Below are 15799 nucleotides of genomic sequence, written 5' to 3' on the forward strand. Positions count from 1 at the left end.
CGCGTTAAAAACAATATTGTTTTACAAGTTACTGTAGTCTAAGGCCCAATTAACGTAGAGCTCGGTACCGACTTTGAGCGAAGATTCATCAGCATAAAAATACGGAGAGTGGTTACTAGGTGCCGACTTTGCATCCTGCCCCTCAGGCGTAACGCCTAAAAACACAAATAACCCCGGGACCTTCAAGGCAAAGAAAGAAAAATCCTCTGCGCCGGTAACAAGGTCGTTCACATGTACCTTATCTTTACCCGCCACACGCTCCATAGTGGGCAGCATTTGTTGAGTAAGTTCAACATTATTAATGGTAACTGGATAACCTTCATCAATGTGCACGTGTGCCTCGGCGCCAGTGGCTTTTGCTGTCATTTCTGCTGTGGTTGTTAAGTTTTCGAAGATTTGAGCGCGGTTATCCATATCGAAATTGCGAATAGTGCCCTCTAGGTAAACTTCATCGGGAATAATATTGTTGCGAATGCCTCCATCTACAATGCCAAAACTCACCACCGCTGGTGCTTTAGTTATATTAACTTGCCGACTAATAACCGTTTGAGTACTGCCAATAATCTGACCGGCGGCTACAATAGGATCTACGCCGCCCCAAGGCCTAGAGCCATGAGTTTGCTTGCCTTTCACGGTTATCTCAAATCGATCTGACGATGCCATAAGCGGACCTTCTCGGTAACCAATATGTCCTGCAGTACCTGCTGACCATACGTGTATACCAAAAACAGCTTCCGGCTTATAACGCTCAAAAAGCCCCTCTTTTAACATCAGCTCTGCGCCGCCTTCCTCGCCTTTAGGGGCGCCCTCTTCGGCGGGTTGGAAGATAAATACAACGCTGCCTTTAAGCTCGTCTTTCATGCTAGCAAGCTTCTCTGCAGCACCCATCAGCATTGACATATGTAGGTCATGGCCGCAGGCATGCATTACCCCGACTTCTTTGCCTCGGTATTCCGATTTGGCTTCAGATTTAAACGGTACGTCGGCTTTCTCTACAACAGGCAGTGCGTCCATGTCAGCGCGCATTGCAATGACAGGGCCAGGCTGTCCACCTTCTAACACCCCAATGACTCCCGTGTGAGCAACACCAGTCTCTACCTTCATACCTAACGCATTAAGATGTTCGGCGAGAACTTTTGACGTTCTAAATTCTCGGTTGCTTAGCTCGGGATGTTGATGAAGGTCTCGGCGCCACTCGATAACTTTTTGCTCAAGCTCAGCAGAAATAGAAATAGGCGCTTGAGCCAAAGTAAGTGGACTAAATGCCAAAGTGGCAAGGAGTGAAAAAGCAGTGGTAGCGGCTCTCATGGGCGTTCCTCGTTATTATCGTTGAATAACCAGTATGCCTATGTCGCCGCCCGACCACAAATTGATTACAAGAGATGATTCAACGCTAATGGTTGAGACTGTCGCTTAAGACCGTCGCTTAAGAGCATTGATCAACAACTTCGACTAAAAGCGTCGATAGAGGACATCACTGAACGCTAGAGGTCACAGCGGCTGCCACGAGCCCCGCCTTATTCTAAAAAAGCGTGCTCAATAACAAAGTGCCCTTTCTCTCTTGATGTCGCTTTTTTGAACCCAAGACCGGAAAGTATCTCCATAGTGTCATCTAACATAGACTGGTTGCCACACAGCATAAACCGATCTTCCTCAATATTGAGCGCTGGAAGGTTGAAGTGAGCGCATAATTCGCCACTTTTAAGTAGCTCGGTTAATCTGCGTTGATGAATGTCATCTTTAAACGGCTCTCGGGTTACAATAGGAAAATACAACAGCTTCTCTGACACAAGGTCGCCGAAGTACTCATTTCTAGGGAGCTCGTTGCAAATTTGCTCTTGGTAAGCCAGTTCGCTTTTGTAGCGCACGCTGTGAACTAGAATGACTTTGTCATAACGCTCGTAAATGTCCGGGTCCTTGATGATCGACATAAAAGGCGCAAGCCCAGTGCCTGTTGCTAGAAGAAAAAGGTTTTTCCCTTCAATTAAGAAGTCGGCCACAAGGGTACCCGCTGGCCTGGTAGACAGAAGCAACTGCTCCCCTACCTGTATATCTTTTAGTCGAGAGGTAAGTGCACCGTCAGGTACTTTTATACTGAAGAACTCAAGCTCTTCTTCGTAATTGGCACTCGCAATGCTGTAAGCACGCATTAACGGCTTATTATCAACTTCTAAACCCAGCATAACAAACTGCCCATTTTCAAAGGTATAGCTTGGGCTACGTGTAGTCTTGATAGAAAATAGTGATTCATTCCAGTGATGGACATGGGTAACTGTTTCTGACGTTAAATTTCGCATTTTCTCCCCAATTTATGACTTACTGTGTTTGAGCCCTGCGAGCAATAATTCGGCGCATAACAGACTAACTTCTACTGCTTTTTCTGCTGGTTTCTAAGAAACCAATTCATACGCTTTTATGCGTGAGTGTGCGCTGAGCTTTACGCGTTAATAATATCCCAATAATACCCGAGTAAATTACTCAGGTAAATAACCTATTAAAACACTCAAGTATTATTGGCGCATAAACTCTCAGCCTAAAAGCTTCTTAATGCCCAGTAACGGGTTAAATAGTTTGTCATAGCTACTTGGGAAGAACTTATATAGCCAGTGAACAAGCTTGGCATCAGAACCAATTAAAATGCGAGGGCTCTTTTTTCTCATTCCTCTTTCAATAACCTTAGCCGCCTCTGAGGCTGAGGTGCGGGCCACAGCGTCAAAATGCGCCACAATTTTGTCTTTTATATCCTGATTATTGACATGGGCTTCGCCGGTGTTCACATGCTTGTCTAAAGCCTGCTTTTCACTATGAGTTGATAACACTTCGCTGGACCTAGCAATATTCGTTTTAATTCCCCCCGGTAACACACACAACACATCAATAGTTTTCTTTTGATACGCCATGTCCTGACGCAATGCCTCACTAAACCCACGAATAGCAAATTTAGACGTATGATATGGAGTCAGCATAGGAATTGTGATCAAACCAAAAATTGACGCCACATTAACAATGAGGCCTCGCTGCGACTTTTCTAATAACGGCATCATTTCTCTGCATCCTGTTAAAGCGCCATGTAAATTCACGTCTAACACTTTATTAAATTGCGCCTCAGACGTTTCATCAAAGTAGCCAAATGTGCTGATCCCCGCATTATTCACAAGCACATCGAGACTACCTATGTCTTTCTCAATAAGCTGAGCAAGCTTTTGCCAATCTGCTTTATTGCTTACATCAGCGACTTGAGCAATGAGTACTGAATTCCCCAGTTCATCAGTGATTGCTGACAGGTTTTCTTTATTGATATCAGTAAGGATAAGACTGGCACCCAGTTTAGCCAACAGCGTTGCTAAGGCATGGCCTATTCCCGAGCCAGCTCCAGTAATAAGAATACGTTTATTTTTCCACGTCAGTGCTTGAGATTGCTTCATTATATCTTCTCTAACCATCTAAAAATGTGGTTGCTTACCGCAGGTAAATGACTTCCACCAATAGTCCAATGGCACGCCTCATCAATAACCTTTAATGTGACGTTTTCGGCCTCTTGAGAGGAGTCTTTTGCCGCACATTGAGTGCTGTATTTCTTTGCGATTTTTCGCTGCACTGAAACGGGTGTAATGCGGTCTTGTGCGCCACACACTAACAGTATCGGGCAATGTATATCTTTGGCATTGACACGTGTCGGCGGGCGTGGAAACAAGAACCACATGCCAATTTCCATCGATGCCCTGCCCGATTCAAATGTAGCTTTGCGTAAAATATCGTGCTGAACCTGGGCTGTCTGGGTGTTAGCAATGCCGTACTTTACGTTCTTAAGCAGTAAGTGAGTCGTTTTCTTGTACAGCGGAAACTTAAATAGGTTATGACCGAACGTGCGTATTACCGACCACGACCAACTGTTTATGCCAGCTGGCGAAGCGCTTGAAATTAAGACCATTTTATTAACGGCGGTACGTGCTGCAACAAGCTGTGCCAATAGTCCTCCCATAGAATGACCGACCAAAATAGGAGGCGCGTCAAGTGTGTTAATAAACGACAAAAGAGACTCAACATAGTCGTTGATACTAGCTTGAGCAAGAGCATTTTGCTTTGCCTTATCGCTAAGCTCGGCTTTTGAAAAATGAAAGGGCAAACGGGGTGAATACACTTGGTAACCGCAGTGTTCAAACTGGGTTTTCAATTCTATCAGTGTCTCTGGTGTGCTCCACATGCCGTGAATAAGCACAACCTCAGGCGAACTACTGGATTGCTGCAGATTAGGGTGTTTCATAATTTGCGCTCTTTGCATATGAGCGCTTGTGTAAAAGGACTAAACATCATGAGCTGTGTACGTCAGCAGCCGGTTTATGAAAATCGGCAAGAGGTTTATTATCGTCAAACCGCAATACGTTGTCCGCCAGCTTACTGTGCTTTATGGCAAGTAAATCTTTTACGTATAAATCTTTGTTACACCATGGAAACTCTGAGCCTTGTGAGGGTAATTCATCCAGCTTACGCAAAATATAGCCAGACTTGAGCCCCACAATATTTTCTCTCGGCGCGTCTGGGTTAAGGTATGGATAAACGCTGTCGTGGCCGTTTTGCTCCATGTAATCAAGTAATCGACACACATAATCAAAAGTCAGTTCAGCTTTGAGCGTCCACGATGAGTTGGTATAGCCAAACACCCAAACAAAATTGGGAAGCTGACTGAACATCATACCTTTGTAGTTGGTGAGTTTGTTGCCGTGTACTTTATGCCCATCAACAGATAAGTTGATATTGCCCCATAGCTGCAAATCGAGGCCGGTGGCTGGCACTATAATATCCGCATCGATATGCGTGCCATTTTTAGTTAGCACGCCGGTTGGTGTAAAACGGTCGATGTGGTCGGTGACGATGGTGCTTTTCCCTGTACGCACAGAATTAAACAAGTCTGCATCGGGTACCAGCGCCATACGCTGATCCCAAGGCTGATAGCTTGGGTTAAAATGCGTGTCGACATCAGCGGTGCCATTTAGGTCTTTAATATTCATTTTGCGTATTATTTTACGCACGAAGTTTGGAAATTTTTTCGACAACACAAAGGACATCTGCTGCAAAGTAGTGTATTTGAGGCGCATTATTCGGTTGGTTAACCCAGCAGGCAACACGCGAGATAACGCGCGAAACAGTACGTCAGAGGCAGGGCGAGACACGATATAGCTGGGAGAGCGCTGTAGCATGGTAACGTGCGCTGCCTTTTTCGCCATGGCAGGTACAATGGTAACCGCTGTGGCTCCACTTCCAATAACAATCACTTTTTTATTACTATAATCTAGTTCTTGTGGCCATTTTTGAGGGTGAGCAATGGTGCCTTTGAAATCATCAAACCCATCAAAATCAGGCAAATAGCCTTTATCGTAATTATAGTAGCCCGAGCAGCAGGTAAAAAACTTTGCCGCAATATGATACTCAGAACCATCTGCTCGCGAAATAGTAACCAACCAGCGATTTTTAGTTGAATCCCAATTAGCAGCTTTTACTTTTTGTTGAAAACGAATGTACTGGTTAAGGCCTTCATCTCGCACCAATTCGCCTAGGTAATTTTGAATTCGTTCGGCAGTGGCAATGTACTCTCTGTCAGTCCATGGCTTAAAGGAGAAAGCAAACGTGTACATATCAGAGTCTGAGCGTATGCCCGGATATTTAAATAAGTCCCAGGTTCCACCGAAATTCTCACGACTTTCGATAACAGCAAACGAATTATGTGGGCGCTTTTTCTTAAGTGTATAGCTCATTCCTAAGCCAGAGATCCCAGCTCCAACGATAAGTACATCAAGTGCTTCATACTCAATGTGTTGTTCTTCGCTTGCTTTCATCACGTGCCACCAGATTTTATTATTATCGACTGTCACCACAATAAAGAGCGGTGACAACATAAACTATGACACAGGCTGTCAATCATTGACCTAAACGGCCATTCTGGCAATATGTGTATATGAAAAAATAGGCAAAGCTGAGAATATTATGACGGCCAACACATCTCAATTAAGTGAGTCTGTAAATATATTCGAGAATAAGCACCCTTCTGGTGCTAATCAGCCGTTCAAGCGAAAGCGCTCTATTTTGGGGTTACTTCCTCTTTTTAAAGCATTGGAAGAACAAGGGCGCAGCCCACAATCAATACTGGCTGCTCGTGGGTTATCTTTAGATAACCTTACAGGCGCCGCAATGATTGATACTAACTTAGAACTAGACATTGTGGGCGATGCTATTGAATTACTTAACGATCCTATTTTAGGCGTTAAAGTGGGTAGCCAAGTGTCGTTTACCTCATATGGCACTTACGCCATGCTGCTAATGACAGCCGATACCTTTTTGGAATCGGCTCGCGTTGGTGCACAGTTCCAACATCTTTCACTACTTTTTTCCCACATGACGTTGCACTTCGACTCTCAAGGCCTTGAGGTGCGCTATACCGTGCCCGATGCACCTAGAAAGTTAAGAGATTTTATTGCTGATAGAGATCTTATGGGCACCTATATCTTTATGCGGGAGTTTTTGGCAGAGGCGCCACATGTATTAGTGGGAGGTACGGTGCGTTCGAAGCCAGAACGACATCATATAGCGACTTATAAAAAATATTTGAATTTTGATGTGAGCTTTGACCAACCCTACAACTGGTTTCGCATTCCAGCATCCATGCTAAGGCTCAGCCAACAGCACAGTAATGTCTGGGCCCATAAATTATACAAAGCCCAGGCCTATGAGTTGCTTAACACCTTTTACCCCGCTCAGCAGGACGTGGTACCCCAGGTAAAAACCCTAATTGCCGGTTACCAGTCGGGCTACCCTTCTGCGTCAGAATTGGCAAACATAATTGGCGTAAGTGAGCGAACCCTTCGGCGAAAACTTGATGCAGCAGGCGCTAGCTATCGCAATATTATTGATGCACAGCAGCAGAAACGGGCTCTTGATATGCTGTCATCACAGCGTTTACCCATTGCAGCCATAGCCAGCCAACTCGGCTACGCCGAGCCTGCCAGCTTTTTAAGAGCATTTAAGCGATGGACGGGGCTCACGCCCAAGCGCTTTCTACAGCAGCAAAATACGCCTTAATGCTCTTTAGATAAACAGCAAATTAGCTAAGTAGCTTGTGACCTTTATTCACCAGCATCTGCAAGCAAGCTGTAAAAGTAACTCACCGCTTGCAGGTAATCATTTACCGCGAGTTGCTCGTTAACACCGTGGAATCGCTTCAGGCTTTCTTTATCTAGCCTAACCATCATGAATCGATAGACGTTATCGGATAAGCCATAGAAATGCTTTGCATCCGTGCCTCCCATAACCAGATATGGCGCAACTAACACGTTGTCGTCCATGCGACGAATGTTAGACTCGATGAGCTTATACCCAGTACTGTTAAGCGGCGAAAGTTGTGATGGTTCATTTTCCATAAAGGTCTCAACGCTCACCCTAGAATCATCAATTGCCTCAACAATGTGCTGCTTCACACTGGCTATGCTGTCACCGGGCAGAATACGTACGTTCACCACTGCACTGGCTATTGTAGGTAGTATGTTCGACTTACTGCTGCCTTCCAGCATGGTGGCTGCAATGGTAGTACGAATACCAGCGGCGCTGCTTGGCGCTGACAGCATAGACTGCTCTACAATGGGCGAGAACAACCATAAATTTGCCATGGGTAACTGCAAAGACAGCGGCGCATAAGCTGCTACGTGAGAAAAAGTGTTGTAGCTGTAGCTTAGATTAGTATCAAACTGGCTATTTTCTATATTAACAATGGCCTGGCTTAACACGCCTGCTGCTGTGTGATCAGGAGGCTGAGAAGAATGCCCACCTTCTGAGGCAACAGTCAGTCGCAGGTTAACAAACCCTTTTTCAGCCACGCCAACCATAGCAACCGGCTGCTCGACGCCTTTCATAAGCCCGTCTGTTATTGCACCACCTTCATCAAGCACAAACTCAAAACTAAGACCTTGTTGTTCAAAATGTTCTGCAATCTTTGCGGCGCCCTGTTTGCCACCAATTTCTTCATCGTGACCAAAGGCAAAATAAATACTTCGCTGTGGAGAAAAGCCCTCTCTTAGACGGGTCTCCATTGCCTCAAGCAAAGCCATTACCGTTACTTTGTCGTCAATGGTTCCTCTACCCCAAACAACATCGTCGACAATGGCGCCACTAAAGGGTGCCTGCTTCCACTGCTCTGCCGTGCCTTCATCAACAGGCACTACATCCATATGCCCCATAAACAGTGCCGGTTTAAGAGCGGGATTGCTGCCTTTTATGTGATAAACGAGACTGTATTGGTTAATGGTGTAATGTTCGGCCTGCTGATGAACAAGGGGAAAACTAGCGCGTATGTGTTCATGAAGTCCTAAAAATGCCTCAGGGCTTAACCTTGACGGATCATCATATGAAATGGTCTCAAACTGAATCGCTTTAGCAAATCGCGCTACCGCCGCGTCTTCGTTAAGCGGTGCTTTAGGTAGTGGACTGTCTACCTGTAACTGGGTGTCTTCAAAACTCAGTAACGTATTCACGTACAACACTATAGTAAGAACAAGAACGACTGACACTAAGACAGTTATTATTTTAATTCGGGACTTTTTCATTATTCATTTACCCAAAAATAGTAAAGTAGAAAGTTTAAAATAGTAGTAGCACGATGAAGTGATAAAGTCTTGTTTTGACAAAACCTTAAAATCAATTTTTTTAAAAATTTCCAGCAAAAATAGAAAATGTAAATCACTGTGTTTAGCTCAGCCACTAAACGAGTAGGTTTACTCATCGCTGAAAATTTGACTTGATGAAAGCATGACACTCGACTACGTTTAAAACGCGGGTAGACAGCTGTAACCATTTTTCTCTGGGTTTTCTTATATCTACCCGTAGTTTTTACACCTATTGTGCGCGCTTTCAATAACGCCCAGTGCAACACTAAACGCTCTTAAAACTAAAGCAAGAGCTTCCATTACCAATACGACATTGGTTATAACTGTTTATTTGAGCGCTGTTTACACTCGCTATTTGTACACGCGACTCATATATAAAAGCTGTCCTTTAATGGCTAAATTTAGGTGATAACTAAGTATAGATAGGAACAAAAAGAGCACTGGCTGTTACGGAATAACACGTTTAACTATTGGAGGATTTGCTGTGTTTGATTTTTTTGCAAAAAGTAATGAGAAAATGGATTTAGCATCAGAAGCAAAAACTAGCGCCAGCTTGCTTTCTGATAATATAGTTCAGAATATAAAACAACATGTAGCGTGGATAGAATTTGATGCGCGGGGCAATATTATTGATGTGAACTCGTTGTTTACCGCTGTAGTTGGTTATAAAGCTTCAGACATAAAAGGAAAGCATCACAGAATTTTTTGCGATGAAAAGTATAGATCCTCAGCGGAGTACAGGGGGTTTTGGGAAAGGCTAGAGCGGGGAGAATCTTTTGACGGTACTTTTCCAAGAATAGATAAAGCCGGCCGACGGTTATGGCTAGAGGCAACCTATATACCCATTACGGAGAATGATCAGGTTATAAAAGTGATAAAGCTAGCCCATGACGTTACTGAAGCCAAAGAATTACAAAGGGCGCTAGAGAATATCCAACTAGCTCTCGCCCGCTCACTGGCCATCATTGAGTTTACACCTCAAGGAAATATTCAATCGGCTAATGACAACTTTCTCTCTGCTGTTGGATATCAAAGGGATGAAATTTTAGGGAAACATCACCGCATTTTTTGTGACAACGAGTTTTACCAGGCCCACCCTCACTTCTGGAACGAGCTTTCAAATGGAGACTTCAAACAAGGCCTTTATAAGCGATTTGATAAACACGGTAAAATACTGTGGCTAGAGGCTACCTACAACCCTATTTATGATGAGTCTGGAAAGGTTTTCAAAATCATAAAATTTGCGAGTAACGTTACGTCTCGCGTTGAAAGAGAGCAATCCATTCAAGAAGTTGTGCTCTCCACGTCAGAAGAAACAGCGCAAATTGCAAGCCGAGGGAAGCAAGTGCTAGAGAACGCGGTCAAACAAGCAGAACTAATATCTGCAAGTGTCGAAAGTGCATCAGACCTATTAGGTCAACTATTGGCTCAGTCTAAGCAAATCTCTTCTATCGTAACAACAATAGACAGCATAGCCGACCAAACAAACTTACTTGCACTCAACGCAGCAATTGAAGCCGCAAGAGCTGGCGAGCACGGTAGAGGGTTTGCGGTAGTTGCTGATGAGGTTCGCTCACTTGCAGCGAGAACGAGTAAGTCTACAATTGAAATTGAGGGTCTTGTTAAAGAGAATGAAAGACTCAATGGCGAAGCTACTTCTAAAATGAGATCCATACAACTGCAAGCAGTAGAGAGCAAAGACGGAATAACTGAAACAAAAAGCATTATTGAAGAGGTGAGCCAGGGAGCGATTAGCGTGGCAAAAGAACTTTCTGAAAAATAATACTTTTAAATCGGACAGCGTCAAACGCTACACTTATTTTTTCGGTTTTCGGCGCTTTTTATAAGCAGGCTTCACCGTTGATTTTATGCCTTTCAGTGACACAGGCACGTTGCTTGACGCAATATCGATAAGCTCGTGTAGGGTGTTTTGCAGTGGCTGCATAAAACTTTTATAGTTTGTCTGTTGCTCGGCAATGTTGTTTAACGTTGCCTCCCACTTGGCCGTCATATCGGGTGTTGTGCACATTTCAGGAAGGGCTCCTACTAAGCCAATTCCTGCGGGTGTAGCATTAATAATTTTGCCCTGTCGCTTCAAAAAACCACGCTTAAACAACAGTTCAATTATTCCGGCCCGCGTGGCCTCAGTGCCCAAACCGTCCGTATCTTTTAATATTGCTTTTAGAGCTCGGTCTTTAACGAAGCGATTTATTCCCGTCATGGCAGCAAGTAATGTAGCGTCGGTAAAGTGCTTAGGGGGCTGAGTTTGCTTTTCTAGCAACTCTCCTTTTTCGCAATGCAGGCTGTCGTTTTTGCTCAGTTCTGGCAGCGAGCCTTTTTGCCATGGGCTATCAGAGTTCGACTTGCTCTCTCCGCCTTTTTCGTTATTTTTTTCGCTTCCTTTATCACTGATCTTTTCAAAGAGCACCTTCCATCCCAGTTGCTCGGTAACATTGGCAGTTGTGGCAAATTTGCCACCCGCGATGGTTAGCGCAACATGAGTTTGTTGATAGATAAAGGCAGGATAAAACTGAGCGAGATACTGCCTAACAATAAGGCCATACACATTTTTTTCTAGATGACTTAAGGACAGCCCTAAAGGTGATTTTTCTGTCGGAATAATGGCATGGTGAGCGCTAACTTTTGCATTATTCCAAGCTTTGGACTTAATTGAAGTATCTGCTTGTTGAGCCGCATTAGAAAATGGTAACTCTGCTTTACCAAGCATAGCCACAATGGACTTCGCTAAGGAGAATTGTTCGCTAGGAAGGTATCGGCAGTCTGAGCGAGGATAGGTAATGAGCTTGTGTTTTTCGTACAAAGACTGACACACATCAAGCACCAGCTTGGCGTTCATATTAAATTGCTTAGCCGCATCAATTTGTAGGGTTGAAAGATTGTAGGGTAAAGGTGCATTCAGCTTTTTTTGCTGCTTTTTAATATCATCAACGGTTGCAGGTTGGTTCGATATCCTTCCTACCACATTTTCAGCTAACCCCTTTGAAAGTACACGCCCCTCATCATCCATATAAGCCTGACACGCCTCGCTCGGCTGCCACTTTGCAGTAAACTGTTGCTGTGAAGGAGTGAATATGTGAGCCAACACCTCATAAAACGGCTTAGAGGTGAAATTGTTAATTTCCTTATCTCTATTCACCACCAGTCCCAATATGGGTGTTTGCACTCGCCCTACAGAAAGCACCCCTTGATAACCAACTTTACCACCTTGAATAGTATAGGCTCGCGTTAAGTTGATACCATATAACCAGTCGGCGCGGCTTCTTGCCAATGCTGACACCGAAAGAGGAATAAAATGCTTATTAGGTTGCAGCTGGTTTAAAGAACGTTTTACCGCGGGTAAGTTCAAATCGCTGATAAGTAAGCGCTGCATACTGTCACGCTTTTGCGAAGTAACGTTGAGATAATCGATTACCTCATCAACCAGAAGTTGCCCTTCCCTGTCTGGGTCGCCAGCATGAATAATTTGACTACACTGCTTCACAAATTTACGGATAATCGCTAGCTGGCTTTTTGTTTTATATTTTGGTTTTAGCTGCCACTGATTAGGGATAATAGGTAGGTGTTCTAACTGCCATTTCTTAAACTTTTCATCGTAACTATCGGGGTCTGCTTGCTCGAGAATATGGCCCACACACCACGTAACTACATCGCCACCAGCTATTTCGATATAACCTTGATGCTTTTTTTGAGGTTTAGGTAAGGCCTCTGCGATGGCTCTTCCTAGGCTAGGCTTCTCGGCAATGTATAACTTCATCGGCTCTATTTAGCATATTATTTTGAGTGGATGGTGCATGCTAGACTTCATGCGAAAACGTTTTATAAAAGCTGCATGCGAGGCTACAACTGAAATTTTTTCTGTAGCTATATATAACTTCGTTCAACTACCTTTAACTACTAACATGACAACTCGTTTAACGAGTGCTTCATTATGTCTATCGTCATAATAAATAACCACTGTCATTATATCCAGTTATTTCTATCAGGCAGCGTTTTAGTAGCCTAATTTAGTCGCATTAGTTTAGAAGCTTGGTTTAATCGCCTAGTTTTGAAGCATAGTATTGAAGCAAATAAGTTCACAGCTTGCCCATACACCATTTTGCTACAAGGCCCGTCGCGATTGTAATAACCACACTGGTCAGCGTACCTAACAACACGTACTCAGTAAGCTTTTTGTCTTCACTCTTTGTTAAATCGCCAAACCTAAAGATAGACTTTGCCGCAATCAAAAAGCCAATTGCTGCAAATTGGTTCAACAACACAAAAGTAAGAATAAGTAGTCGCTCTAAGTAGCCAATACGCTGACCCGCCATGGCTAAGGTGCGCTGTACGGGAAGTTGTACTAATCCGCTGGTGCGTTTAGGGTTGGTCAGCTCATCTAGCTCTTTGGTCCATGGCGAAAGCAGCTGTTTTATAAAAATAGAAGTAGGACTTAAAATAATTAAATAAGCGAGCAGCAGTACCAAATGGTGATAGTTTATGGCGTAGATATGCTGCAGTAATGGCGTGAACTGTTGTGTTAACAGCGCCCACAATATGATCGCAGCGATAATATGCGCAGCTTGATCGATAACAAAAGCAAAGGTGGTTGGGCTAGCGTAAGACTTAACGGCGTCAATAATGAAATGAGTCACCATTACGCCAATAGCCACTAAAAATAGGGGTGTAAGCTCTATTGCCGTTATACTTGCTGCAGATAGACCTGTTGTAGAAACACCTGTTGCTGCAGCGCCAGTCTCTTTTGTCGCAAGCGTGGCAAATAAAGATAAAATCAATAAAGCGAAAAATGCCAGCACGCCGTGAAGTAAAGCATGTAAGTACAATGCCGGAGACAGCAGATGTTTAGTATTGCGGCTTTTTACCCAGCCAGCAGGCTGAAAATAGAAGTCTCCCAACACGTGGGCTACCAAAAGCCCGGCTATCAGGGCTAGCTGTTGTAACTGCAGCTGCTCTGCACCTATTTCACCCATATTCAACACCTCTATGCTGGGCACCTCTATACCAATAGCTTCCATACTAAATCTCCTAAACCTGCCATCACGAGCTAACTTCAGTTGCCATGTGCTCAAGATATTCATTCACCAAGTGATATCCACTGGCATTTAAAATTCGGGTAACGTTGCTTCTCGTTTTACCCAGCGTATTTGCAATGTGTTCATGGGCTTTATCTTTTGCACAAATATAGGCAAGCAGCGTTTCTGATTGAGTTTGAGTTAACGCCGTAATATGGCTATCTAAAAATGCGGTTAGCAGTGCTGAATGTTTATTGAAAGCTTCATCATCGCTAGTAAACACCAAGTATTGCGATTTCAGAGTATCTAATGCCCTACCCGAACGAACGAAGGCATCCCCACTCCCTGTTTTTACCTGTCCGTCAGTAACGTTAACCTCGCCAAGCCCTACGCTAATACGAATATCGGTTGAGGGCGTGCAAGCTTTTAAAGCAAGCCTTATGCATATCGCAGTTTGCATGGCATTTTGCGGTGAGGGTATTACGGCCTGAAACGCATCGCCACGAAACACATCATACTCGCCATGATACATTGCCGTTTGCGCTTTAAGCGTTGTGGTGAGTACTGCCAGTACATGCTTTAAGTCTTCATCACTTAAGTGCTGTGAGTTGGCAATGTCTCCAGTGATCACTGCCGCCCGCTGTTTAATCGTGTCCATTAGCCACTCTCGTTATAATGAGTTTTGCTGAAAGGTCGAGTGATAAATACTCTGAAACTAGATTGCCTGTATTTTTATACATATGCAATGCAACCTACTATAGTGCGCATACACACTCGGGTAACCGTTTATCAACACTTTTCAAAAAGAGCCCATAAACAATCACTTTTAACAAAGTTACCATAAACAGTCACACAAAAATACAGCTGTTTTACGGCAGATACCGCCTGATGTTTATCCCTGATGCTTCCGCCTGATGGGCACGCCTTATGCTCTCGCGTAAAGATCGTGATAAAAGCTCACATTTACTATTTACTCAACGGATGCATGCGACAGTTTTTGTCGCATGTTGTGGGTATGCTATTGTGCTTACACGTAAAGGGTTTAGGTTATTTAATCCTATGAGCGCATTTCAACGCAAATTAGACATTTTACAGTTTGTGCCTACGGCACCGCGAAAAGTATCAAGCCGCCAAATATTTGATAACCTGCAGAACTGCGGCCATCACCACATCGATATGCGAACGATACAACGGGATTTGGTTAATCTAGAAACCGTTGGGCTTTTTGGTCTTGAAGTAGACAAACGCTCTAAACCCTACGGCTGGTTTATCAATGCCAACTTTAAAAAGTTGAATCTTAGCTTGATGGATGGCAATACCGCGCTTGCATTTAAAGTGCTCGAACAATCTGGCGCTACACTGCCCAATACCACGCTTAACGAATTGCAGCCCTACTTCACCAAGGCAACGCAAGTCCTTCAACAAGACAGCGACTCTCTACTGAGCAACTGGTTAAAGTCGGTAGCAGACTCGCACATTTCTCAACCTCTTCTACCGCCAGAAATAGATGCAGTGTCTTTTGGAAGACTAAAAAACGCCATCTATTTTAAAAAACAAATATCAGCTGATATAAAACGTATTTTTAATGGTGGTAATCAAATGGTATGGAAACACTACGACCGAATAAATCCCATGGGGTTGGTTAAACAGGATGGTCGTCAGCTATTCGTGTGTACATTTGGAGAGCTTCACAAAAGGCGCTATGCATTGCCCTTGCACTTTATTAGAAACGTAATGGAAACCCAGGATGACTGCCAGCAAACTTTTGGCGAACTTGAAAGCGTTCAGTTACTCAACAACAATAGAAAGCAAAATATTGAACTGAAACTACTGGTTAAAAACAACGCGCTCTTCCTGCTCCACGGTTATAAGCTTTCTGAAGATCAGATCATTAGCCCGTCTGCACACACCGACAAATCGTTTTTAACGGCAACCGTGAAAGATACGAATAAGCTAAGAGCCTTTTTGAGAGGGCTTGGCGACAATATTGAAGTTATTGAGCCCAAAAAGTTAAGAGACTACTTTTTGGCAATGTCGCAGAAATTATTCGCAACATATAGCCCATAAAAGGCTACATCACAGATGGTAATTATAGCCTTGCGCGCCGCACACGAATGG

Annotated in this window: 12 protein-coding genes; 3 read left to right on the plus strand and 9 right to left on the minus strand. The window is 43.8% G+C overall.

Annotated elements, in window-relative coordinates:
• Nucleotides 1-21: 21 nt before the first annotated feature.
• The 5 genes from GTQ48_RS05370 to GTQ48_RS05390 all read right to left on the minus strand — a co-directional run bounded on the left by GTQ48_RS05370 (nt 22) and on the right by GTQ48_RS05390 (nt 5834).
• Nucleotides 22-1308 carry an amidohydrolase gene (locus GTQ48_RS05370; RefSeq protein WP_163105520.1) on the minus strand — a complete coding sequence of 429 codons (1287 nt, stop codon included), beginning with the start codon at nt 1306-1308 and terminating at the stop codon, nt 22-24.
• 209 nt (nt 1309-1517) lie between these two features.
• Nucleotides 1518-2297 (minus strand): ferredoxin--NADP reductase, encoded by a 780-nt coding sequence (locus GTQ48_RS05375; RefSeq protein WP_163105521.1) that lies wholly within the window; start codon nt 2295-2297, stop codon nt 1518-1520.
• Nucleotides 2298-2528: 231 nt separating this feature from the next.
• On the minus strand, nt 2529-3425 hold the full coding sequence (locus GTQ48_RS05380) for an SDR family NAD(P)-dependent oxidoreductase (protein WP_163105522.1): 897 nt from the start codon (nt 3423-3425) through the stop codon (nt 2529-2531).
• Entirely contained in the window at nt 3425-4264 is an 840-nt protein-coding gene (locus GTQ48_RS05385) for an alpha/beta hydrolase (protein ID WP_163105523.1), read from the minus strand. Before GTQ48_RS05385 ends, GTQ48_RS05380 begins: the two co-directional genes overlap by 1 nt.
• A 46-nt stretch (nt 4265-4310) precedes the next feature.
• A complete protein-coding gene (locus tag GTQ48_RS05390) occupies nt 4311-5834 on the minus strand; it encodes a flavin-containing monooxygenase (RefSeq protein ID WP_163105524.1) in 1524 nt (507 codons plus the stop codon).
• A gap of 148 nt (nt 5835-5982) precedes the next feature.
• Here GTQ48_RS05390 and GTQ48_RS05395 point away from each other — a divergent pair, with 148 nt between their 5' ends.
• Nucleotides 5983-7074: a helix-turn-helix domain-containing protein gene (locus tag GTQ48_RS05395; RefSeq protein WP_163105525.1), complete on the plus strand. Its 1092-nt coding sequence runs from the start codon at nt 5983-5985 to the stop codon at nt 7072-7074.
• A gap of 44 nt (nt 7075-7118) precedes the next feature.
• On the opposite strand, the gene GTQ48_RS05400 is transcribed toward GTQ48_RS05395, so the two are convergent.
• On the minus strand, nt 7119-8519 hold the full coding sequence (locus GTQ48_RS05400; RefSeq protein ID WP_338023286.1) for a M20 family peptidase: 1401 nt from the start codon (nt 8517-8519) through the stop codon (nt 7119-7121).
• Nucleotides 8520-9135: 616 nt separating this feature from the next.
• Between GTQ48_RS05400 and GTQ48_RS17805 the strand changes: the two genes are divergently transcribed.
• Complete coding sequence (locus tag GTQ48_RS17805) at nt 9136-10434, plus strand: methyl-accepting chemotaxis protein (protein ID WP_338023287.1); 1299 nt, start codon at nt 9136-9138, stop codon at nt 10432-10434.
• 33 nt (nt 10435-10467) lie between these two features.
• Here GTQ48_RS17805 and GTQ48_RS05410 read toward each other — a convergent pair whose 3' ends face one another.
• The 3 genes from GTQ48_RS05410 to GTQ48_RS05420 all read right to left on the minus strand — a co-directional run bounded on the left by GTQ48_RS05410 (nt 10468) and on the right by GTQ48_RS05420 (nt 14339).
• Complete coding sequence (locus GTQ48_RS05410) at nt 10468-12426, minus strand: DNA topoisomerase III (protein ID WP_163105527.1); 1959 nt, start codon at nt 12424-12426, stop codon at nt 10468-10470.
• A 319-nt stretch (nt 12427-12745) separates the two neighbouring features.
• Nucleotides 12746-13684, minus strand: a complete 939-nt coding sequence (locus GTQ48_RS05415) for a DUF3307 domain-containing protein (protein ID WP_239060010.1) — start codon at nt 13682-13684, stop codon at nt 12746-12748.
• Between the two features lie 22 nt (nt 13685-13706).
• Entirely contained in the window at nt 13707-14339 is a 633-nt protein-coding gene (locus GTQ48_RS05420; RefSeq protein ID WP_163105528.1) for a hypothetical protein, read from the minus strand.
• 401 nt (nt 14340-14740) lie between these two features.
• Between GTQ48_RS05420 and GTQ48_RS05425 the strand changes: the two genes are divergently transcribed.
• Nucleotides 14741-15748, plus strand: a complete 1008-nt coding sequence (locus tag GTQ48_RS05425; protein ID WP_163105529.1) for a helix-turn-helix transcriptional regulator — start codon at nt 14741-14743, stop codon at nt 15746-15748.
• The last annotated feature ends 51 nt before the right edge of the window (nt 15749-15799 follow it).

Source organism: Alteromonas genovensis (assembly GCF_010500895.1).
GTDB classification, from domain to species: Bacteria; Pseudomonadota; Gammaproteobacteria; order Enterobacterales; family Alteromonadaceae; genus Alteromonas; species Alteromonas genovensis.